The 22699-nt window shown below is 67.0% G+C and carries 20 protein-coding genes; 2 read left to right on the top strand and 18 right to left on the bottom strand.

The features are described from left to right. Positions 1-34: 34 nt before the first annotated feature. Both ACO2RV_RS01600 and ACO2RV_RS01595 read right to left on the bottom strand, forming a co-directional pair. Complete coding sequence (locus ACO2RV_RS01600) at positions 35-523, bottom strand: phasin (RefSeq protein WP_423289104.1); 489 nt, start codon at positions 521-523, stop codon at positions 35-37. A gap of 301 nt (positions 524-824) precedes the next feature. After that, positions 825-1205 carry a phasin family protein gene (locus tag ACO2RV_RS01595; RefSeq protein WP_423289102.1) on the bottom strand — a complete coding sequence of 127 codons (381 nt, stop codon included), beginning with the start codon at positions 1203-1205 and terminating at the stop codon, positions 825-827. Positions 1206-1549: 344 nt separating this feature from the next. Here ACO2RV_RS01595 and ACO2RV_RS01590 point away from each other — a divergent pair, with 344 nt between their 5' ends. Next, entirely contained in the window at positions 1550-4273 is a 2724-nt protein-coding gene (locus tag ACO2RV_RS01590; protein WP_423289100.1) for a PAS domain-containing sensor histidine kinase, read from the top strand. Positions 4274-4288: 15 nt separating this feature from the next. Here the strand turns inward: ACO2RV_RS01590 and ACO2RV_RS01585 are convergent, their stop codons facing one another. Continuing rightward, entirely contained in the window at positions 4289-6100 is a 1812-nt protein-coding gene (locus ACO2RV_RS01585) for an AsmA family protein (RefSeq protein WP_423289098.1), read from the bottom strand. A 236-nt stretch (positions 6101-6336) separates the two neighbouring features. On the opposite strand from ACO2RV_RS01585, the gene ACO2RV_RS01580 reads away from it, so the two are divergent. After that, a complete protein-coding gene (locus tag ACO2RV_RS01580) occupies positions 6337-8298 on the top strand; it encodes an acetoacetate--CoA ligase (protein ID WP_423289863.1) in 1962 nt (653 codons plus the stop codon). An 18-nt stretch (positions 8299-8316) separates the two neighbouring features. On the opposite strand, the gene ACO2RV_RS01575 is transcribed toward ACO2RV_RS01580, so the two are convergent. From ACO2RV_RS01575 to coxB, 15 genes are all read right to left on the bottom strand, one after another. Then, positions 8317-9978, bottom strand: a complete 1662-nt coding sequence (locus ACO2RV_RS01575) for an ABC transporter permease (RefSeq protein WP_423289861.1) — start codon at positions 9976-9978, stop codon at positions 8317-8319. A 97-nt stretch (positions 9979-10075) separates the two neighbouring features. Next, positions 10076-11119, bottom strand: coding sequence for a Fe(3+) ABC transporter substrate-binding protein (locus ACO2RV_RS01570; protein ID WP_423289096.1), 1044 nt, complete (start codon positions 11117-11119; stop codon positions 10076-10078). A gap of 237 nt (positions 11120-11356) precedes the next feature. Next, entirely contained in the window at positions 11357-11836 is a 480-nt protein-coding gene (bfr, locus tag ACO2RV_RS01565; RefSeq protein WP_423289094.1) for a bacterioferritin, read from the bottom strand. Between the two features lie 135 nt (positions 11837-11971). Continuing rightward, positions 11972-12253, bottom strand: a complete 282-nt coding sequence (locus ACO2RV_RS01560; protein ID WP_423289092.1) for a (2Fe-2S)-binding protein — start codon at positions 12251-12253, stop codon at positions 11972-11974. Positions 12254-12420: 167 nt separating this feature from the next. Then, the gene (locus ACO2RV_RS01555) at positions 12421-13077 is read right to left on the bottom strand and encodes a GNAT family N-acetyltransferase (RefSeq protein WP_423289090.1); all 657 of its coding nucleotides are present in this window, start codon (positions 13075-13077) and stop codon (positions 12421-12423) included. A 22-nt stretch (positions 13078-13099) separates the two neighbouring features. Next, positions 13100-14386, bottom strand: coding sequence for a M16 family metallopeptidase (locus ACO2RV_RS01550; protein WP_423289088.1), 1287 nt, complete (start codon positions 14384-14386; stop codon positions 13100-13102). Next, positions 14383-15792: a threonine synthase gene (thrC, locus tag ACO2RV_RS01545; RefSeq protein ID WP_423289086.1), complete on the bottom strand. Its 1410-nt coding sequence runs from the start codon at positions 15790-15792 to the stop codon at positions 14383-14385. The genes ACO2RV_RS01550 and thrC overlap by 4 nt, the downstream gene beginning before the upstream one ends. Before the next feature lie 90 nt (positions 15793-15882). Then, complete coding sequence (locus tag ACO2RV_RS01540; protein ID WP_423289084.1) at positions 15883-16656, bottom strand: SURF1 family protein; 774 nt, start codon at positions 16654-16656, stop codon at positions 15883-15885. Further along, a complete protein-coding gene (locus tag ACO2RV_RS01535; protein WP_423289082.1) occupies positions 16653-17039 on the bottom strand; it encodes a DUF983 domain-containing protein in 387 nt (128 codons plus the stop codon). The genes ACO2RV_RS01540 and ACO2RV_RS01535 overlap by 4 nt, the downstream gene beginning before the upstream one ends. Before the next feature lie 106 nt (positions 17040-17145). Then, on the bottom strand, positions 17146-17994 hold the full coding sequence (locus ACO2RV_RS01530) for a cytochrome c oxidase subunit 3 (RefSeq protein WP_423289080.1): 849 nt from the start codon (positions 17992-17994) through the stop codon (positions 17146-17148). A 72-nt stretch (positions 17995-18066) separates the two neighbouring features. Next, positions 18067-18705 carry a cytochrome c oxidase assembly protein gene (locus ACO2RV_RS01525; protein WP_423289078.1) on the bottom strand — a complete coding sequence of 213 codons (639 nt, stop codon included), beginning with the start codon at positions 18703-18705 and terminating at the stop codon, positions 18067-18069. A gap of 7 nt (positions 18706-18712) precedes the next feature. Further along, complete coding sequence (locus ACO2RV_RS01520) at positions 18713-18895, bottom strand: hypothetical protein (RefSeq protein ID WP_423289076.1); 183 nt, start codon at positions 18893-18895, stop codon at positions 18713-18715. 25 nt (positions 18896-18920) lie between these two features. Further along, positions 18921-19886: a heme o synthase gene (locus tag ACO2RV_RS01515; RefSeq protein WP_423289074.1), complete on the bottom strand. Its 966-nt coding sequence runs from the start codon at positions 19884-19886 to the stop codon at positions 18921-18923. 202 nt (positions 19887-20088) lie between these two features. Further along, entirely contained in the window at positions 20089-21681 is a 1593-nt protein-coding gene (ctaD, locus tag ACO2RV_RS01510) for a cytochrome c oxidase subunit I (protein ID WP_423289072.1), read from the bottom strand. A gap of 58 nt (positions 21682-21739) precedes the next feature. Continuing rightward, complete coding sequence (gene coxB / locus ACO2RV_RS01505) at positions 21740-22552, bottom strand: cytochrome c oxidase subunit II (RefSeq protein ID WP_423289859.1); 813 nt, start codon at positions 22550-22552, stop codon at positions 21740-21742. Between the last annotated feature and the right edge of the window lie 147 nt (positions 22553-22699).

The raw sequence follows: 22699 nt of genomic DNA, 5'->3' as shown, positions 1-22699 counted from the left end.
GAACAGGCCGGGCTTTGCAAAGCTCGAAGACGGATCAGGACGCCTTCTTGATGGTCTTCTCCACCGAGGCCTTGATCGGCTCGGCGGTTTCGGTGGCGACCTTCTGGGCCAGGACCGACAGTTCCTTGGTCTGGGCGGACAGCACGTCGAACTGCTTGCGCAGGTGGCCGGTCGAAATCTCGACGGCTTCCGACACGCTCTTGGCGCCGAACAGCGCGCCGACGAAGTCGAAGGCGGCGTTCACATTGGTGCGCAGCGACTCGAGAGCGACCGCATTATACTCGGCGACGCCCTTCGACGCCGTGGAATAGGTATCCTCGAGCAGGTCGGTGGTCTCTTCGGCACTGACCTTGATCTTCTCATACGCCTCACGCGCGCTCTGGACGCTCTTCTCCGCCAGTTCGCGCACGGCCGCCGGAACTTCCAGCGTGCTCAGGTCGATCTTCGGCATGGACGCCTCGAAAGCAGCGGTGGCAGCCTTGGCGGCCTTCTTCGGCGACGGGGTGGTGGCCTCAGCAACCATGGGTTTTCTCCTCGCATTCGCGGGTCAGGACCAGAAAGGCGTGGGCCGCATCCGCGCATGTGCGGCCACACCCTGACTTGGCAGACGCGGCTTCGAAGAGCCCTCCCAAGTCACATACGTCATCGCGTACGTCTTTTCGTACGCCGTATTTGTGCAATGCAATATCATATTGCAATGCACAATCAACCCGAGGCGACGAATTTTTTTGACGCTTGGACTCAGGGTCCGCGCGGAACGCGCCCGCCACCGTCCAGGGTGAGCGCCGGCGACCGTCGATCGGACGCCGATCATCAAGCGCCGGTCAGGCGCCTTTGCCGGGCGTCGCCTTCGCGGCGGTGCTCGTGGCCTGATCGCCCAGCTTCTTGGTCTGCTCGGCCAGGCGCTCCGACTGTTCCTTGACGTAATCGGCTTGCAGGCGCGTCCAGTCTTCCACCGTCGTCGCCTTGGCAAGACGCGCGGCGAAATCGAAGCCGGCGGCGATATTGTCCTCGGCGAATTTCAGTGCGGTCTTGCCGATGTCGCGCGCCTGATCATGCGCCGCATCGACCTGCCGACCGGCATCGTCGAGCGCCTTGTGCGCCGCATTGAGGAAACCATCGATGGCCGCGCGGGCCTGAACGACACCCTGCTCGGCGATGGTATGCAGTTCCGGCGGCACTTCGAATTTAGGATCGTTGGCCATGACACGCTCACCTCGCTGTCGATTTACTAATCGTACCGGCGAGAGGAAGCCGGTCTATTCGCGCTGCTGCCTACGACTAAAGTCACATACTCCGTGGCCGACGCCAACAGAATTCCACGTCATCCGGGGGGTGGGACGCCTCCCCGCAGATCCCGGGCCGGTTGCAAGCGGTTAACCGGTATTGGTCGCTTCCGGTTAACCGGAAAGTGCGAAGCCCGCATGACGGAGGCCAGGCGTCGTGGCGCCGCGCGGCGGCCCGCATTATGGTTGACTGCCCGGAACGTGGCCGCTCATCGGCGCGCCACAATCCGGGTGCAACGCCGGACGGACACAATCGGGCGGTCATGAGCATACCGACGGACGGGGATCGATCGACAGTAACGCCGCGCGCGGAAGAGACCCGCGCCGATCTGGCGTTGCGCGTGCTCGCCGCCGCCGCTCTCGGCGCGCCCGCGCCGGCGCTACTGGCGCGCCCCGACGGATCGCTGCTCGCCGCCAATGCCGCCGGCGGCGCCCTGCTCGGCCCCGCGGCTCCCGCCGATGCGTTCGCGGCCACGCTGTCCCGCCTCGCCACCTCGCTGCGCCCGGGCCGCCCGCCGCGCCTCGAACGGCTTCGGCTGCCCGGCCGGCTGACCCCAACCACCTTCGCCTGCACGCTGCTCTCCACCGAAGGCGCGCGCGCTCTGCTGCTCGTCAGCACCGAGGCGGCCTCGGCCTCGCTGACCACGCCGGCGCCCCCGACCCATCCGCCCGCGACACCGGCGCCATCCCCGGACAGCCGCCCTAGCCCGGAGCCGCTGCCGCTGCGCTTTACTTGGCGCACCGATCCCGGCGCCCGGCTCAACCCCATCGATCCCCGCCTCGCCCAGGCGCTGCAACTGCCCGCCGAGACTCTGGCCGGCCGCAACTGGGAAGAACTCGGCGCCCCGGCGCTGCATCAGGCGGTGCGCGGCGGGTCGAGCTTCCACCATCTGCCGGTGCTGCTGCCGACCGGGCGTGGCGATGCGCTCGACATCGAGTTCGGCGGCGCCCCGGTGCGCGGCGACGGTATGCGCGGCTTCGGCATTGTCCGTGGCCGCCAGCCCGCCTCCGCCCTGCCGCTCCGTCCCACCGCGCCGACCTCGGCGGCTCCCGCCGAGCCCATCCCTGTGCCGTCTGCCCCGACCAGCATCAGCCCACCGCCGGAAGCGCCGGTTGCGCCTGCCGCGGAGCCCCCTGTCGCATCGCCGGCAACGCCCCCGCATGCCCCCGCCGATGTTCCTGCCTCCACCGCCGATTCCGTGCAGCCGGTCCGGGTGACGCTGAGCATTGTCCCCTCCTCGCCGAACGTGGTTCCGCTGCGGGCCGGCACAGACAGCACGCCGGCGCGCGAGGGCCTGCGCACCGCTTGGGAAGGCCTGTCCAACGGCGAGCTGAATGCCTTCCGCGAGATCGCCCGTGCGCTCGGCGCCCGCCTCGAAGGCGTCGAGGAATTGCCCGCGCGCGCCTCCGAGGAGGCTGCGCCGGTGGTCGATGCCCCGGTGCCGACCGTCATCGAGCCTCCTCCAGTTCCGCCCTCGCGACCCGAGCCGGAAGGCATACAGCGCGTGCTGGCAGAGGGCGAGCGCCCGGTTCTCGACCGGCTGCCGCTCGCCATGGTGGCGTTTCGCGGCGACCGCCTGCTCTATGCCAACCGTGCCTTGCTCGACTGGACCGGCCATGCCGATCTCGACGCGGTGGAGGCCGCCGGTGGCCTCGCCACGCTGTTCGGCGGCGCGCAGGAGACCGACGACGAGGATGAAGGCCGCGCGCTCACCCTGATCACCGCGACCGGCCACTCCATCGCCGTCGAAGCCCGCCTGATGTCCACCCCCTGGGAAGGCGGCCCGGCGATGCTCTACGTCCTGCGCCGCGTCGATACGGCTACATCAGAGCGGTTGCGGCAGGCGGAATTCGCCCTGCACGAGGCCGACAACGCGACCCGCGAGCTGCGCGCCATCCTCGACACGGCGACGGATGGCGTTGTCCTCATCGACGCCGCCGGCACGATCCTCAGCGTGAACCATCCGGCCGAGGCGCTGTTCGGCTTCGAGGCGCGGGAAATCACCGGCGAGAACTTCACCCTGCTGTTCGCACCCGAGAGCCAGCGCGCCGCGGTGGACTATCTCGACGGCCTCGCCTCCAACGGCGTCGCCAGCGTGCTCAATGACGGGCGCGAGGTGATCGGGCGCGTGCGCGAGGGCGGGCTCATCCCGCTGTTCATGACCATCGGCCGCGTCGGCGAGGGCTCCGCCAAGTTCTGCGCGGTGCTGCGCGACATCACCCAGTGGAAGCGTGCCGAAGAGGAACTCACCGAGGCCAAGCGTCTCGCCGAGCGGGCCAACATGGCGAAGTCCGACTTCCTCGCCAAGATCAGTCACGAGATCCGCACCCCGCTCAACGCCATCATCGGCTTCTCCGAGGTGATGATGGAGGAGCGTTTCGGCCCGATCGAGAACCAGCGCTACCGCGACTATCTCCGGGACATCCACGCCTCGGGCGGACACCTGATCTCGCTGATCAACGATCTTCTGGACCTGTCCAAGATCGAGGCGGGCAAGCTCGATCTGTCCTTCACCAGCGTGTCGCTGAACGAGATCGTGCAGCAGTGCATGGGCATCATGCAGCCGCAGGCGAACCGCGAGCGCATCATCATCCGCTCCTCGCTCGCCTCGGACCTGCCCCCTGTGGTGGCCGATGCGCGCTCGATCCGCCAGATCGTGCTGAACCTGGTCTCGAATTCGGTGAAGTTCACCCATCCGGGCGGCCAGGTCATCCTGTCGACCGCCTTCACCGAGGATGGCGAAGTCGTGCTGCGGGTGCGCGACACCGGGGTTGGCATGTCGGAAGCGGACATCACGGTCGCGATGGAGCCGTTCCGGCAGATCGCCACCTCCGGCCGCGCCGGCTCCGGCGGCACCGGGCTCGGTCTGCCCCTGACCAAGGCCCTGGCGGAAGCGAACCGCGCCAGCTTCAACATTCGCAGCGCGGTGGATGTCGGCACCATCGTCGAGATCACCTTCCCCTCGACGCGCGTGCTGGCGGAGTAGGTTCGGCGCGACGGCTCAGGGAAGCTGGCCGGCGACCCCGAGCGCGCGCGGCTGGCCGAACAGCGGCTTGGCCGCGCCGGAGCGGCGGATCAGCGCCTGCGGATCGGGCAGAACGATGGGCTGGTCCCAGTTTCCCCGCACGATGAACGGCAGTTCGAAGGACGCGGCCGGATCGACGCCGCTCTTGGCCGGCGCCATCAGCTGGGCGACGCCGATGAAGTCGAGGTCGCGCTCGGCGATCGAACTCTCGCCACCGACGGAAATGCGCATCCGCGCGCTTTCCACATCCAGCTTGCCGAGCCGGGCGATGCCGTCGCGAATGGACGCGTCGATGCCGATGCGGTCATAGCTCGTGCGCCCGCCGCGCAGATCCATCGAGCCCGAGAGCGGTCGCTGCTCCAGCCGCGACAGCACCCGGCCGACGTCGATGCCGACCAGCGCGCCGGACTGGCCGGTCAGGTTGAACGTGCCGCTCAGGCGGCCAACGACCTCGGCGATGCTTGCGCCCGCGCCGACGGCGGCAAAGCGGAACGACCCGACGCCCTCCAGGCGCTGGATGCGGAACACGTCCCCCAGCGCCTGCGCCAGAGCCACGTTCTCGGCCGCGAGATCGATACGTGTCTCGGTGCCGCCGTGCCCGTTCGGGGAAAGCTGGAGCGCGGCACGGAACAGCCCGTTCCAGGCCTCCGCCTCACCGATCGCCAATATCAGCTTGCCGGATTTCACGACCGCGCTGGCCGCGACATTGTCGAGCCGGGCCGAGCCGGCGCGCACCTGCGAAGCCGACAACCTAAGGTCCAGATCGAGCTTGGTCAGTCGGCCGAGATCGAACAGATCATGGTTCCACGCCGCACTGTCCGGATCGGAAATCGCCAGCTGGCCGTAGGGGGTCAGGTCGATCCTGTCGCTGGCGAGGGATCCCTGCACGACCGGCCGGCCGCCTTCAAGTCGAAGGGTGAATCCCCCCTCGCTGACATTGCCGTCAAGTTCGATGCGGGCCTCGGCCAGCGCAGCGCTCTGGGGCGACATCTGCACACGGCCGCTGAGCGCGAACGGGCCGAAGCCGTGCTCGGCCGGTGCGTCGAGATCCAGCCATTCCAGCATGGTGCGCAATTGCCGCGTCTCGACCGACAGAGCCCCCTCCGCGACCGGACCACCCGCGAGCCGGGCCGCGCCATCGAAGGCCAGTTCCACCGGCGGACCGGCGACCTTCGCCCGCAGCCGGCCGGCGCCACCGGTGGCCAAAGCGCCGAGCGAGCCAATGCTCAGATCGACCTCCAGCGGCTCGCCGCGCCAGACGACCGTGCCGGATACGGCCGCGTCGACGCCGCCGCGGACGGCGACATGCAAATCTGCCCGCGGCACGAGCGTCTCGGACCGCCCCTCCTGGAGGATCTTGAGGCTGCCATCGGTGAGATAGACGTCGGCGGCGAACTTGCCCGAGGCCAGACGCAGGAAGACGGCGGACAGGGGATCGAGGCCGAGACCCGCCTCCGTCACCGTGACGTCCGGCGACATGAGCTCGATGTAGTCGGCGCGCGCCTGTCCCGTCAGCAGCGGCAGGAGGCTGAGAACGATGCGCACCCGCGGCGCCGCCAGTTGGACCGGTCCCTCGGTGACCGCGACGTCATCCATCTCGATCGCCGGCCAGGGAAATACCGAGAACCTGGTGCCGCCTCCGATACCGACCGGCACGCCGGTCGCTTGCCGCAGCAGCGCTGTCGCCTCGGCATGCAGGCGTTGTTCCGAGGCAAGCTTCGGCGCCACCGCGGCACCGATGAGCGCCACGATCACGGGCAGCAGGAAGATGGGAACCAGTTTTCTCATCAGATGTCGCACGATGCCCCTGATCCGACGTACCGCACGGCAGCAGGGCTGCGCAAGCGGGGGAGCGACCGCTAGGGCGAGTATCCTTGGTTGCCCGCAACATCTTGCGCCTCTGTGTCTGTTTGATGGCCTGACAGAGCGCGAGGCGGACGCTATGAATCGCCGCATTACGGTATCAGCGCCGTGCGCGTCGCGAAGAACGGCCGGCGCTCGGGATGAGGGAGGCACGGATGGCAGTGACCAATGAGGACGCGCTTTGGATTCCCAGCCCGGAGCGCATCGCTGCCAGCGCCATCAGCGCGTTCATCCGGGACGCCAATGCCCGCCATGGCACCGACCTGAAGGATTACCGCGACCTCCATGCCTGGTCGATCCTGCGGCCCGACCTGTTTTGGGAACAGGTGTGGGATCTCGGTGAGGTGATCGGCGAGCGGGGCGCCGTCGCCCTCGCCGATGCCGACCGGATGCCCGGCGCACGCTTCTTTCCCGAGGCGACGCTGAATTATGCCGAAAACCTCTTGCGCCCGCGCGATCCTTCGGGCGTCGCCCTCATCTTTCGCGGCGAGGACAAGGTCGAGCGCCAGGTGAGCTTCGGCGAACTCTCGGCGCTGGTCTCCCGCCTGCAGCAAGCACTGCGCGCGGCGGGCGTCGGCGTGGGCGACCGTGTTGCCGCCACCATGCCGAACCTGCCCGAGACCATCGCCATCATGCTGGCGGCAACCTCGCTCGGCGCGATCTTCTCCTCCTGCTCGCCGGATTTCGGCGATCGCGGCATCCTCGACCGTTTCGGCCAGATCCAGCCCAAGGTCTATTTCGCCTGCGACGGCTACTGGTACGCCGGCAAGCGCGTCGCCATCGGTGACAAACTCCGGAATGTTGTGCCGCATCTCACGGAAACCGTGCGCACCGTCGTGGTGCCCTATCTCGGTGAGGCGCAGGAGGTAGCGGCCACGCTGCCGAACGGCGTTTCGCTCGACGACTTCATCGCCCCTTACGAGGCGGCGCCGCTGACCTTCGAGCGGCTGCCGTTCAACCATCCGATCTTCATCCTGTTCTCCTCCGGCACCACGGGCGTGCCGAAATGCATCGTGCACGGGGCCGGGGGCACATTACTGCAGCACATCAAGGAGCACCGGCTGCACTGCGACCTCCATCCGGGCGACCGGTTGTTCTATTTCACCACCTGCGGCTGGATGATGTGGAACTGGCTGGTCACCGGGCTCGCCAGCGACCTCACGCTCTGCCTGTTCGACGGCTCGCCCTTCGCGCCCTCCCCCTCGGTGCTGTTCGACTATGCCGAGAAGGAGCGTTTCGCGCTGTTCGGCACCTCGGCCAAGTACATCGACTCGCTGCGCAAGGAAGGTCTCAAGCCCGCCGAGACGCACGACCTCTCAGTGCTGAAGGCGCTGACCTCGACCGGCTCGCCGCTGGCGCCGGCCGACTTCGCCTATGTCTATGAGGCGATCAAGTCGGACCTTCACCTCGCTTCGATCTCGGGCGGCACCGACATCGTCTCCTGCTTCGTGCTCGGCGACCCCACCGCGCCGGTCTACAAGGGCGAGATTCAGGCGCCGGGCCTCGGCATGGCAATCGAGGTCTGGTCGGACGACGGCAAGCCGGTGGAGGGCGAGCGCGGCGAACTGGTCTGTACCAAGCCCTTCCCGTCCATGCCGGTGATGTTCTGGAACGATGCGGACGGCGCCAAGTACCACGCCGCCTATTTCGACCGCTTCCCGAACGTGTGGTGCCATGGCGACTTCGCGGAGTGGACCGTGCATGGCGGCATCATCATCCATGGCCGCTCCGACGCGACGCTGAACCCGCAGGGCGTGCGCATCGGCACGGCGGAGATCTACGCCCAGGCCGAGCAGGTGCCGGAGATCGTCGAGGCCATCGCCATCGGCCAGGAATGGGACAACGATGTGCGCGTCGTGCTGTTCGTCCGGCTCAAGGCGGGCGTCGTCCTCGACATCGAGTTGGAAAAGCGCATCAAGACGCAGATCCGTGTCGGCGCCTCACCACGCCATGTGCCGGCCAAGATCGTCGCGGTAACGGACATTCCGCGCACCCGCTCGGGCAAGATCACCGAACTCGCCGTGCGCGAGGTGGTGCATGGGCGCCCGGTAAAGAACACCGAGGCGCTGGCCAATCCGGAGTCGCTGGAACTCTATCGCGACCTGCCGCAGCTTGCGGACTGAAGCCCGCAGGCCCGCGGCTCAGTCATGCTGCGGGCGGCTCAGCCGTGCCAGCAGGATCACCGGGGCGAGGCCCACCAGCACGATGAGGAGGGCGGCGACCGAGCCGTCCTCATAGGTGCCGCGCGCCGCCTCGGCATAGACGTGGCTCGCCAGCGTCTCGAAGTTCAGCGGGCGCAGCATCAGCGTCGCCGGCAGTTCCTTCATGCAGTCGACAAAGACCAGCAGCGCCGCCGTGCCCAGCGCCGGGCGCAGCAGCGGCAGATGGATGCGGCGGATCACCCCGCCCGGTCGCTCGCCGAGGCTGCGCGCCGCCATGTCCATGGTGGTGCCGATCTTGCCATAGCCCGCCTCCAGCCCGCCGACCGGAATAGCGAGGAAGCGGATCACATAGGCGATGATCAGCGCCGCGCCGGAGCCCGACAGCAGCAGCCCGGTCGGGACGCCGAAGAACTGCGTGCTGAGCGATGAGATGACATTGTCGAAGCCGGCGAGCGGCACCAGCAGGCCGACCGCCAGCACGGTTCCCGGCACGGCATAGCCCAGCCCTGCCAGACGCGGCACCAGCCCTGAGCGCAGTGCGCCGGTGCGCCGTGCGATGGCGACGACGAGACCGCCGCCGAGCGCGATCGAGGTGCCGAGCGCGGCGAACAGCGCGGTGTTGCCCGCCTCGTGCAGCACCATGGCCGGCATGCCGTGGAATATGAGGCGCTGCCATGCCATGTGCAGGAGATGGCCGGCGGGAACGAGGAAGCCCAGCGCCACCGGCAGGAAGCAGGCGATGATGGCCAGCGCCGCTGCACCCGGCGCCAGCTGCCGGCGCACGGGAGGCCGGGCGCGGGCGCCAACGTTAGCGACGTTGAGATGGCGTCGCCCCCAGCGCTCCAGCAGCACCAGCGCGAACATGGCGGCGAGCATGAACAAGGCGATCTGCGCCGCGCCGGGCAGGCTGGAGCGGTTGAGCCAGGTCGAATAGATCGACAAGGTCAGCGTCTGCACGCCGAGGAACTCGGAGGCACCGACGTCGTTCACCGTCTCCATCAGCACCAGCGTGACGCCGACCGCGATGGCCGGGCGCGCCAGCGGCAGGGCGATGCGCAGGAACGTTTCCGTCGCGCCGGAACCCAGCGTGCGCGCCGCCTCCAGCACCGAGGAGCCCTGCACGAGAAAGGCCGCGCGGGCGGTAAGATAGACATAGGGGTAGAGCACGAGGCCGAGCAGCACGATGCAGCCGGGCAAGGAGCGGACTTCCGGCAGCCACAGGCCGCGTGGGCTGGAAATGCCGAGGATCGCGCGGATCGCGGTCGGGATCGGCCCGAGCGGATGCACCGCATCGACATAGACGAAGGCCTGGATATAGGTCGGAATGGCGAGGGGCAGCAGCAGCGCCCATTCGAACACGCCGCGGCCAGGGAACCGGCAGGTCGCCACCAGCCAGGCCGTGCCGGTGCCGATGGTGCCGGCAAGCAGGCCGACGCCGAGCGCGAGGAGAAAGGTCTCCATCAGCGCATGCGGCAGCACATTCCGGACCAGGTGCGGCCAGAGATCGCCGGAACCCTGCGCCGCACTCCACAGTAGGGCAGCGAGCGGCAGCAGGACGAGGACAGCCACGGCGCCCGCGCCCCAGCGCAGCACACGCGCTCCACCGGCCGACCCGCTGCGGGAGATGACTGCAGCCGTCATCATCGTGGCGTGGCGCTCCCGAATGCCTTCAACGCAGAACTCCCCCGAGCGGCGGGCGGCCACGCGGGGGAGCGAATACGCCCATGAGGGCGGAGGATCAATTGTCGAAGCCGACCTTGTCGACGAGGTTCGCCGCCGCCTTGCGGGCCTTGGCGATCGTCAGCAGGTCGAGATTGTCGACCTTGAGCGGCCCGAACGCCGCGATGATCGGATCGATCGGCGCGCCGGGAACCACGGGATACTCGTAATTCGCCTTGGCGTAGAGTTCCTGGGCCTCATGCGAGACCAGGAATTCCAGCAGCTTCACCGCGTTCGCCTTGTTCGGCGACGACTTGGCGACCGAGGCGCCCGAGACGTTCACATTGGTGCCGCCATTGGTGAAGGTCGGCAGGATGACGTTGATCGCCGCGCCCCACTTCTCCTGCTCGGGGCCACCCTTGCCGGAACGCATCAGGCCCACATAGTAGGAATTGGCGAGACCGACGTCGCAAAGGTCGCCGAGGATGTCGCGGGCGACGTCACGGTCGCCACCGGCCGCCTTGCGGGCAAGATTGGCCTTCACGCCTTCCAGCCACTTCTGCGCGGCTTCCTCGCCATGGTGGACGATATAGGCGGCAACCAGCGCGGTGTTGTAGGGGTGCTTGCCGGAACGGATACAGACCTCGCCCTTCCACTTCGGATCGGCGAAATCCTCGTAGTTGATGGCGTCGAGCTTCACCCGGTCCTTCGAGACATAGGCGACACGCGCGCGCATCGACAGCGAGAACCACTGCCCGTCGGCGCCGCGCAGATTGGCCGGGATCGCCTTCTCCAGCACCTCGGACTTGATCGGCTGGGTCACGCCCTGGTCCACGAGGTCGATCAGGTTGCCGATGTCGACGGTCATCAGCACGTCGGCGGGCGAGGCCGCGCCTTCCGCCTTCACACGCTCGGCGAGGCCTTCCTTGACGAAGACGCTGTTCACCTTGATGCCGGTCTTTTCGCTGAAGGCGTCGAACAGCGGCTGGGCAAGCGCGATCTCGCGCGTGGTGTAGACATTCACCACTTCCTCGGCCTGCGCCGCGATCGGCGCGAAGGCAGAGCTCGCGGCGACAAGACCGACCATCGCGGCGCGGCGCGAGATTAGGTGCCAGCGGTTCATTCCCGTCTCCTCCGTCTACGGCTCCAAGGCGAGCCGACAACCCCAATTGACGTTAGGTTCGCTAGGGGCGGTACTGGACGGGGAAGGTATGGTCAATAAAAAGAGTTGTTATCGCAATAGCTTAGAATGAATCAAGTTCAGAGCCAGTCTAAAGTAAGCCGCTGTTGCCAAGCCACCGACAGAAAAAAGGGCCGGTCAATGGACCGGCCCTCCTGAAAACGCGCGGCTGCGACGAGATCAGTCGTCGAGATCGCCGATATGGTGCTGCGCGTAGAGCTGGAGCCCGAGCTTGTCGATCAGGTCAAGCTGGGTCTCGAGGAAGTCGATATGGCCTTCCTCATCCGCCATCAGCGCCTTGAACAGGTCGCGGCTCGGATAGTCCTGCACGGTCTCGCAATAGGTCGCGGCTTCCTGATAGAGCGCGCGGGCCTCGACCTCGGCGGCGAGGTCACACTCGATCACTTCCTTCACGTCCTGGCCGATGCGCAGCGGGTCGAGCACCTGCAGGTTCGGAAAGCCGTCGAGGAACAGGATGCGGTCGATGAAGCGATCCGCATGGTGCATCTCTTCGATCGACTCCGCACGCCACTTGGCGGCGAGTTTCTTGTAGCCCCAGTTGTCCAGCATGCGGAAATGCAGCCAGTACTGGTTGATCGCGGTCAGCTCCGAGCGGACGCCGCGATTGAGATATTCGATGACCTTCGGATCGCCCTTCATGGCTGCGATTTCTCCAGTTCGAGTGCACTGGAGATTTTTTAGAACGGTTCCAAGAAACGTTCAAGGGCTGACAGGCACGCGTACTGCCCTATCTCACCTCCTCAACAGACCAGCCACCTGCCGCCGGAAGGCATGTTACTCCGCGGCGACGATCGCAGGATGGCCATGAGCGGGAGAATGCGTGTGGTTCTGCCCGTGATTGTGGCTCTGCACGGGGCATTCACGCGGGCAGCCGCCGCAACCGGCCGCATTCACATCGTCGATCAGCTTGCGGATGGTGCGCGCGCAGCGGCCACACTGGGCGCTGCAGCCGAGGCACCGATAGACCTGGCCCGCCGTGCGCACGGCCTGCTGCGTGTCCGACACCGCGTTGCGGATCTGCCGATCCGAGAGCACATTGCAGGAACAGACGATCATCGAGACGCGAAACCGAAGTGGCCAGCCATTTAGAATTATTCTAAACTCTGCCTTTCACTTACTTTCTCGCGCCAATCCATTCCGTCGTCAATCTGGAAAACCCTATACGTCGATCACATAAACGCATATTGGCGGATATCGGCCCCGCATCTTTTAGCAGTTCCAGATTAGAGCCCGTCGCTCAACTGATTTCCACTTTCGAACGGCACTAAACTAGCAGTCTCGCCGCCGTTCGCACGCGCAATCGGATCACTGTTCAGGCGCGCGAACAGCAGGTGGTCCTGCCACGTCCCATTAATGCAGAGATATTCCCGCCCATAGCCTTCGCGCCGGAAGCCGGTCCGCTCCAGCAGGCGGATCGAAGGCGTGTTGGCGGGCAGGCAGGCCGCCTCGATGCGGCGAAGACCCAGCACGTTGTGGGCGTAGGGCAGCACTACCCGCACCGCAGCGGTCATGTAGCCCTTGCCGGCATGCGGGGCGCCCATCCAGTAGCCAAGGCTGCCCGTCTGCGTGACTCCGCGCCGGACATTGGACAATGACAGGCCGCCGAGCAGCACCCGGTCGGTCGCGCGGAAGATCAGGAAGGGATAGGCGTTGTCTTCGCGCACGTCCCTCACGTAGCGCCGCATCCGCCGACGGAAGGAGCCGCGCGTGAGATCATAGGGCGGCCATAACGGCTCCCATGGCGTCAGGAAGGCGCGGCTCTGCTCCCGCAAGGACGACCAGGCGGCAAAGTCCGACATATGCGGCATACGCAGCACAAGCCCGTCGCCCTCGATCAGCGCGGGCGGCTCGGGCCAGGAAACCGTTCGGAACAGGGCCATCGGTTGGAGCCGTGGTACGGAACTACGCAGCCTTCAGACGTTCCGCGATGCGCGCGGCGGATTCAAGAGGCTTTCCGGGGCCAAGAGCGGTGAAAGTGGGCCTTCCGCGTGCGATCAGGCTACGCCCTGCGGCCTTGGCATCCTCCAGCGTCACCGCCTCCAGCTTGGCGACGATCTCCTCCAGCGGGATCGGCCGGCCGAAGGCGAGCATCTGCCGGGCCAGCTGGTCGGCGCGCGCGCCGGAGCTTTCCAGTGCCGCGAGCAGGCCGACCTTGGCCTGCGCCTTGGAGCGGGCGAGTTCGACCGCGCTCATGCCCTCGACCGTCTCCTCGATCTGATCGATCACCACGTCGACCAGTTCGCCGACATCGCCGCCGTCGGTCCCGGCATAGACCCCGAACAGGCCGGTATCGGCATAGCCCCAGTGGAAGGAATACACGGCATAGCAAAGCCCGCGCGCCTCCCGCACCTCCTGGAACAGCCGCGAGGACATGCCGCCGCCCAGCACATTGGTGAACACCTGCAGCGCATGGATGGCCGGGTCGCGATAGGACACACCCTCAAGCCCGATCAGCAGATGCGCCTGTTCGAGCTCACGTCCCCCGCCGATCTCGGTGCCGCCCTCATAGCGGCCGGGCAGCGGCGCGGGCTTGTCGTCACCCGCGATCCCCCCGAGAAGGCGTCCCGCCTCCGCGACGACCTGATCGTGCTCGACCGCACCGGCGGCGGAGACGATGAGCTTGGGCGCGCGGTAGTTGCGCCCGAGATAGGTCCGCAGCCTGTCGGCACCGAAGGAGCGCACGGTCGACGGCGTACCCAGGATCGAACGGCCGATCGGCTGGTTCGGAAAGGCCCGCTCCTGAAACAGGTCGAACACCAGGTCGTCGGGCGTGTCGAGCGCGGCGCCGATCTCCTGCACGATCACATTGTGCTCGCGCTCGAGCTCCTCCGGATCGAAGGCCGGCTCGGTGAGGATATCGGCCAGCACGTCGAGCGCCAGCGGCACGTCCTCGGCGAGCACGCGGGCATTGTAGCTGGTGTGCTCGACGCTGGTGGCGGCATTGATGTCGCCGCCGACCGCCTCGATCTCCTCGGCGATGGCGCGGGCCGAGCGGCGGCGCGTGCCCTTGAAGGCCATGTGTTCCAGCAGATGCGAGATGCCATGCTCGTCGGGCCGCTCGTCGCGCGCGCCCACGCCGGCCCAGATGCCGAGGGAAGCGGTGGCGAGATGGGGCATCGCGTCGGTGATGACGGTGACGCCGTTCTCAAGACTGGTGATGCGCGGAATGCCGGTCGACTCTCCGCTCATGCCACATGCTCCGCTGCGCGGGCATGCTTGGCGATATAGGCCTCGATGGCCCCTATGTCGTTCGGCAGCATCGGCGTGCGCTCGGGCCGCTCCAGGAGGTCAGCGAGATGCGGCGGCAGTGCCGGGCGCTCGCCGACGGCGCGCTCCACCGCATCGGGGAACTTCGCGGGATGCGCGGTGGCAAGCACCACCTGCGGCACGCGCGGGTCGTGCGCGATGCGCTCGGCCACGGAAACCGCAACGGCGGTGTGCGGATCGAGCAAATAGCCCGTCTCGCGGCGCACGCGGGCAATGGTCGCGGCGGTCTGCGCCTCATCGGTACGGCCGGCGTCGAAATCGGCGCGGATCGCCTCCAGCGCCGCGTTCGGCGGCGAGAAGGCGCCGGACTGGCTGAGACCGGCCATCAGCCCGCGCAGCGCGCCGGCATCGCGGTCCAGCGCCTCGAACAGCACGCGCTCGAAATTCGACGACACCTGAATGTCCATTGAGGGCGAGGAGGACGGCACCACGCCCGTCACTTCATAGCGCCCTGTGGCGAGCGTGCGGGCGAGGATGTCGTTCACATTGGTGGCGATGGTCAGCTTCGAGATCGGCAGTCCCATGCGCTTGGCGACATAGCCGGCGAGCACGTCGCCGAAATTGCCGGTCGGCACCACGAAGGACACCGGGCGATGGGGCGAGCCCAGCGCCGCTCCGGCGACGAAGTAGTACACGACCTGCGCGACGATGCGCGCCCAGTTGATCGAGTTCACGCCGGCCAGTTGCAGCCGGTCGCGGAAGCCGTGATTGTTGAACAGCGCCTTCACATGCGCCTGACAGTCGTCGAACGTACCCTCCACCGCGATGGCGTGCACGTTCGCATCCGGCACCGTCGTCATCTGCCGGCGCTGCACCTCGGAGACGCGGCCCAGCGGGTAGAGAATGAACACATCCGTACGGGCACGGCCGCGAAACGCCTCGATGGCGGCGCTGCCGGTGTCGCCGGAGGTGGCGCCGACGATGGTGGCGTGCTGGTCGCGCTCGGTCAGCACATGGTCCATCATGCGGCCAAGCAGCTGCATCGCCACATCCTTGAAGGCGAGCGTCGGGCCGTGGAACAGCTCCAGCACGAAGCGGTTCGGCGCGATCTGCACCAGCGGCGTCGTCGCCGGGTGGCGGAAGCTCGCATAGGCTTCCTCCAGCATCGGCTTCAGAACGTTCGGCGCGAAAGCCGCGTCGACGAAGGGCGCGATCACCTTGCCCGCCACCTCGGCATAGGAGCGGCCGGCGAACAGCGCGATCTCCTGCGCGGAGAGCGAAGGGAAGACATCCGGCACATACAGACCGCCGTCGCGCGCAAGGCCCGCAAGCAGCGCATCGGAGAAGGCGAGCACCGGAGCCTCGCCGCGAGTGGAGATGTAGCGCACGCGCGCCTCCGCTGGAGAATTCGGCGGCAAACTAGTGGCGGCGCCGGACATAGGCAAGCAAGCGCTTGCGGGAAGCGTATGAGCGCACACTCATCCTCGCCGCAGCCGGCCCCAGGCATAGGCGGCGAAGACGGCGAGCAGCGTCGCCGCAAGACCATACCAGGTCAGCGCGTACTCAAGGTGGCGGTTGGGGAAGGCGATCCGCGTGAGCCCGCCGACCGGCAGCCCACCGGGGTTCGGCGTGGCATCCGCGTCGATGAGGAAAGGCGCCGTGCGCAGCATTCCTTTCGCCCCGGCGATCGCCAGCGGATCGCGCGAGAACCAGCTGTCCTTGGCCGGCTCGTTCTCCGGCGTGAACATGCTGGAATCCTCGGGCATGCGCAGCAGGCCCGTCACCGTCACGAGCCCGTCCACCTGCCCCTCGGGGCGGCTGGACGGGGAGCGGTGATCGAGCGGGACGAAGCCGCGATTGATAAGGATGGTGGCGCCATCGGCCATCACCAGCGGGGTGACGACCCAATAGCCCGGCCCGCCCGAGCCGTCCGGACCGGCATCGACCAGCGCGTAGACCTGTACCTCGAGATCATGGCGGAAGCGCCCCTGCGCCGCGACGTGGCGATACTCGTGGTCCTCGAAATTGATCTCCGGCCAGTCCGCCTCCGCCGGCGCGGCCTGAGCCGGTTCGTGAATCCGCGCTTCGACCTTGGCGACGAGATCCTGCTTCCAGGCAAGGCGCTCAAGCTGCCATGTGCCCAGGCCGACAAGGATGCCGAACGCGACGAGAACGACGAGAGCCGCCGGCAGCAGCTTGCGCAACGGCGACTTGCGGCGCCTGGGCGCCGGCTCGGTGGACGCAGCGCTCACGCGCCACCCTTGTCGAGCCGCCCCTCCGAGGCCTTCTTGGAATATTGCAGGGCGATCATCGTGGCCTTGAGGGGGCGCAGCAGGCCGAGCGTCGAGATGAGCACCAAGGGCGTCCACAGCAGCGCGTGCACCCAGAAGGGCGGCGCGAAAGCAAGCTCGACCCAGAGCGCAAGGCCGACGACGAGGCTGCCCGCCGCCAGGATGATGAAGACCACCGGACCGTCGCCGGAGTCATCGAAGCTGTAGTCCAGCCCGCAGCTGGTGCAGGCGGGCGCGACGGTGAGGAAGCCGTTGAACAGCTTGCCCCGCCCGCAGCGGGGACAGCGGCAGGTCAGCCCCGCCTGATAGGGCGAGACACCGGTATGAAAAGGCTGAAGGTCCATGTGCGGCTTGTACTCCCGTTGACCCGTGCTTGGAAATTGCCAATCCGTCGCGGGCCAAACGAAAAAGGGCGGCCGGAGCCGCCCTCGATCCGATCTCGGCGATGCCTCAGTGAGGCGCGCCGGCGCTGCCCCACACATAGATGAAGGTGAAGAGGAACAGCCACACCACGTCGACGAAGTGCCAGTACCAGGCCGCGGCCTCGAACCCGAAATGGTGGGTCGGGGTGAAGTGGCCGGCATAGAGGCGACCCAGGCACACGGCGAGGAAGATGGTGCCGACGATCACGTGGAAGCCGTGGAAGCCGGTCGCCATGAAGAAGGTCGCGCCGTAGATGTTGCCGGAGAAGGCGAACTCGGCGTGGCTGTATTCATAGCCCTGCAGCAGCGAGAACAGGAAGCCGAGGCCGACGGTGAGCCACAGGCCCCACTTCGCGCTCTGCCGGTCGCCATGCACCAGCGCATGGTGCGCCCAGGTCAGCGTGGTGCCGGAGGTGAGCAGGATCAGCGTGTTCAGCAGCGGCAGGTGCCACGGATTGAACGTCTCGATGCCGGTCGGCGGCCAGTGCCCGCCGGTGAACTCGGCGCGGCTGTAGTTGATCGCCTCGCCGGAGAACAGCGACGCGTCGAAGAAGGCCCAGAACCACGCGACGAAGAACATCACCTCGGAAGCGATGAACAGGATCATGCCGTAGCGCAGATGCAGCTGCACCACTGGCGTGTGCGCGTGCTGGTACTCGCCCTCGCGGATGATGTCCCGCCACCAGACGATCATCGTGTAGACGACACCGATGAAGCCGACGATCATGACCAGCGAGGTGAGCTGGCCGTGCATCCAGAACACGGCACCCACGGCCAGCACGAAGGCGAAGACCGAGATGACGGCCGGCCACGGGCTCGGGTCGACGAGATGATAATCGTGATGCTTGGCGTGGGCTTCAGCGTGGGCCTGGGCCATGGGTCGCGCTCTCCGTTCCGTCGTCTTCTCTAGCCGGCCACAGCTGTGACCGCAATGTGGCGTTCTGCCCGTTCAGAGGGGGGCTTTCCCTGCTTCGCTCTTGCTCGGCTCAAGCTTCCCCGCCGCGACCGGCGCCGCCTTGGGGAAGAAGGTGTAGGACAGGGTAATGGTCTTGAGGCCGTTCATCTCCAGATCCTCCGCCAGCGCGGGATCGACGAAGAAGACGACCGGCATGTCGAGCGTCTCGCCCGGCTGCAGCGTCTGATCGGTGAAGCAGAAGCACTGCATCTTGGCGAAGTAGTAGCCGGACTGCGCCGGGGCGACATTGTAGGTCGCGCTCGCCGTCACCGGCTCGCTGCCGCGATTATGGACGCGATAATAAGCGATCTTCGTCTCGCCGATGCGCATCCGCATGGCGCGCACTTCCGGCTCGAAGCTCCAGGGCAGGCCCGGTGCCACGTTGGCGTCGAAGCGCACCTCGACGGTGCGCTCCAGCGCCTGGGCAGGGGCGGCGGTCGCGACCTTGGTGGCTCCGCCGAAGCCGGTGACCTGGCAGAACATCTGGTAGAGCGGCACGGCAGCATAGGCCGCGCCGAGCATGGCGAGCACGAAGACGCCGCAGGCGACCGCCACCGTCCGATGGCGGGCATTCCCGGCGCGCGCGCGACGGGCCGGGACCTGATCGGGAAGCTGGGTCGGGTCCGCTGCCATCAGCGCCTCACAGCGGCCGGATCAGCACGGCCGGGCCGAGCTTCACGATGGTCACGACATAGAACAGCACGCACAGCGCGGCGAGCACCAGCGCGATGGCGACCGAACGCTGCCGCCGCCTGCGCTTCTGTTCCTCGGTGAGGACGACGCCCTCGATCTCGGGCTTGCGCCCCTTGTTTCCGTCCGACATGGCCCTCACCACCGCTGCCATGTTCTCACAGCCCGAACCCGGCGGGGATGACTGCCTCAAGCAGCAGCACCGCGAAGAGCAGGAAGAGATAAAGAATTGAGAAGCCGAAAAGCTGGCGCGCGGCCTTCTCGGCCGAAGCACCCTCGCGCCGGCGGTAGACCCGCAGCGCCAGCGCCAACATCATTGCGCCGGTGACGCCCGAGACGACGCCATAGCCAAGCCCCGCCATGCCGAGGAAGAAGGGCGACATGGCGAGCGGCACGAGGATCAGCGTGTAGAGCAGGATCTGGCGGCGCGTCTCGGCGGTGCCGGCCACAACGGGGAGCATCGGCACGCCGGCGCGCGCATAGTCGCCGGACTTGTAGAGTGCCAGCGCCCAGAAATGCGGCGGCGTCCAGAAGAAGATGATGAGGAAGAGCAGCACGCTCTCCAGCCCGATTCCGCCCGAGGCAGCCGCCCAGCCGACCATAGGCGGGAAGGCGCCGGCCGCGCCGCCGATGACGATGTTCTGCGGCGTCCAGCGCTTCAGCCACATCGTGTAGACGACGGCATAGAAGAAGATGGTGAAGGCGAGCAGCGCCCCGGCGAGCTCGTTGACCAGCAGGCCCAGCACCAGCACGGAACCGACCGCCAGCGTCATGCCGAAGGCGAGCGCCTCGCCCGGCGCGATGCGGCCGGCAGGAATCGGCCGGCGGCGGGTGCGGCTCATGACGGCGTCGATGTCGGCGTCCCACCACATGTTGAGGGCGCCCGACGCGCCGGCGCCGATGGCGATGCACAAGAGCGCGGTGAAGGCGATGATCGGGTGCACGTCGCCCGGCGCGCGGACAATGCCGACGAGCGCGGTGAAGATGACGAGCGACATCACGCGCGGCTTCAGCAGCGCGACATAGTCCGCCACCGAGCCAGGATACATGCCCTCGACGGCCAGCGCCCCGGTGAGGGGCTCCTGGCGGGACATGTCATATTCGCGCGAGGCGACGTCGCTCATCTGCTCACTCCGGCGTCGCCGGAGCGACGCGTCGATTTCCAGCGCCACAGACACGGCAACCGGAACATATCCGCCGCCACGCGGCAGTTGGATCGGCTCGGGCTGCCAGACCAGCCGGCAACGCCCTTCGCCTCTTCGGCGTCAGGCAAATCCGGCGCGGCCCGAGCCGCGCCGGCAGCAGTTCATGTCCGTGCGCGGACGATCACTTGATCTTCGGCAGCACGTCGAAATGGTGGAACGGCGGAGGCGACGACAGCGTCCATTCCAGCGTCGTGGCACCCTCGCCCCACGGATTGGCACCGGCCGGCACCTTTGCCACGAACATCCGCCAGACGCCGAACAGGAACACCAGCACCGCGAAGCCCGAGATGTAGGAGCCGATCGAGGAGACGAAGTTCCAGCCGGCGAAGGCGTCGGGATAGTCCGCATAGCGGCGCGGCATGCCGGCGAGGCCGAGGAAGTGCTGCGGGAAGAACACCAGGTTCACGCCGACGAAGGTCAGCCAGAAGTGAATCTTGCCGATGCTCTCGCTGTACATGTAGCCGAACATCTTCGGCGACCAGTAGTACCAGCCGGCGAAGATGGCGAACACGGCGCCGAGCGACAGCACGTAGTGGAAGTGGGCCACCACGTAATAGGTGTCGTGCAGCGAGCGGTCGATGCCTGCATTCGACAGGACGACGCCGGTGACGCCGCCGACGGTGAACAGGAAGATGAAGCCGATCGCCCAGAGCATGGGCACGCGCATCGAGATCGACCCGCCCCACATGGTCGCGATCCACGAGAAGATCTTCACACCCGTCGGCACGGCGATGATCATGGTCGCGGCGACGAAATAGGCCTGCGTCGAGGAGGACAGGCCGACCGTGTACATGTGGTGCGCCCACACGACGAAGCCGACCACGCCGATGGCGACCATGGCGTAGGCCATGCCGAGATAGCCGAAGATCGGCTTGCGCGAGAAGGTCGACACGATGTGCGACACGATGCCGAAGCCCGGCAGGATGAGGATGTACACCTCGGGGTGGCCGAAGAACCAGAACAGGTGCTGGAACAGGATCGGATCACCGCCGCCGGCCGGATCGAAGAAGGTCGTGCCGAAATTGCGGTCCGTCAGCAGCATGGTGATGGCGCCCGCCAGAACCGGCAGCGACAGCAGCAGCAGGAAGGCGGTGACCAGCTGCGACCAGGCGAACAGCGGCATCTTGTGCAGCGTCATGCCGGGGGCGCGCATGTTCAGGATCGTCGTGATCAGGTTGATCGCGCCGAGGATCGAGGAGGCGCCCGCCAGATGCAGCGACAGGATCAAGAGGTCCATCGCCGGGCCGGGGTGACCGAGCTTGGAGGACAGCGGGGGATAGATCGTCCAGCCGCCGCCGAAGCCGTTGGAGCCGGCGGCCCCCTCGACGAACAGCGACAGGATCGCCAGCGCGAAGGACGGCGGCAGCAGCCAGAAGGCGACGTTGTTGATGCGCGGGAAGGCGGTGTCCGGCGCGCCGATCATCAGCGGGATGAAGTAGTTGCCGTAGCCGCCGATCATCGCCGGCATGACCATGAAGAAGATCATGATCAGGCCGTGGCCGGTGGTGAACACGTTGAAGGTCTGCGGATCCGAGAAGATCTGCAGGCCCGGCTCCTGGAGCTCCATGCGGATGCCGATGGACAGGATGCCGCCCACGATCCCCGCCACGATGGCGAAGATCAGGTACATCACGCCGATGTCCTTGTTGTTGGTCGAATAGACCCAGCGCTTCCAACCCGTCGGATCGCCCGTGTGTCCGGCTGCATATGCCATAGAACCGTCCCTCATTCGCACGCTTGCACGCGCTTAGTATTTTCCACCCTGCCGGCGCTCAGCGCGCGGCAGCGACCGCGCCGGCGACCGGCTCATTCTGGGCGAAGCGCGCCGGCTCGTCGGCCGTCGCGAACTTCTGCTTGGCCTCCGCGACCCAACCCGCGAAATCCGCCTCGCTGACGACGCGGATGGCGATGGGCATGAACGCGTGATCCTTGCCGCAGAGCTCGGAGCACTGGCCATAATACACGCCTTCCTTCGTCGCCTGGAACCAGCTCTCGTTGAGGCGGCCCGGCAGGGCGTCGATCTTCACGCCGAAAGACGGCAGGGCGAAGGAGTGGATCACGTCGGCGGCGGTGACCTGAATGCGCACGATCTTGTTGACCGGGACCACGACCTCGTTGTCCACCGCCAGAAGGCGCGGCTGCCCCGGCTGAAGGTCGGCATCGGCCACCATCAGGCTGTCGAAGGTGAAGGCGCCATTGTCCGGATATTCATAGGACCAGTACCACTGATGGCCCGTCACCTTCACGGTGAGGTCCGCCTTGGGAAGGTCGAGCTGCAGGAACAGCAGCCGGAAGGACGGGATCGCGATCGCCACCAGAATGAGGACCGGAACCACGGTCCACACCACCTCGATCAGCGTGTGGTGGGTCGTGCGGGAAGGCACCGGATTGGCCTTCTCGTTGAACTTCACCATCACCACGATCAGCAGCACCAGCACCAGCAGCACGACGGCGACGATGATGGCCAGCAGGAAGGCGTGGAAGGAATGGATGCTCTCCATCACCGGCGATGCGGCGCCCTGGAGATTGATCTGCCACGGCGAAGGCTGCCCCGTGTCGGCCGAGGCAGGCAGCACGCCTGACATGGCCAGCACGAACGCGCCAGCAATTCCACCGAAGATGCCGGCGGCATTGCGCGCAGCGTTGCGGATCCACGACTTCATCGCGATCGTCACTCCCATCGACTCCCCTTCGCCCCGACACAGCAGAGCGCACCCGCCTGTCGGACCCAG

Origin of the sequence: Ancylobacter sp. VNQ12, from assembly GCF_049445835.1 — a bacterium.
In the GTDB taxonomy this organism is placed as follows: Bacteria; Pseudomonadota; Alphaproteobacteria; order Rhizobiales; family Xanthobacteraceae; genus Ancylobacter.
The sequence above is the reverse complement of the archived record's forward strand: the minus strand, read 5'-3'. Positions and strand labels throughout refer to the sequence as shown.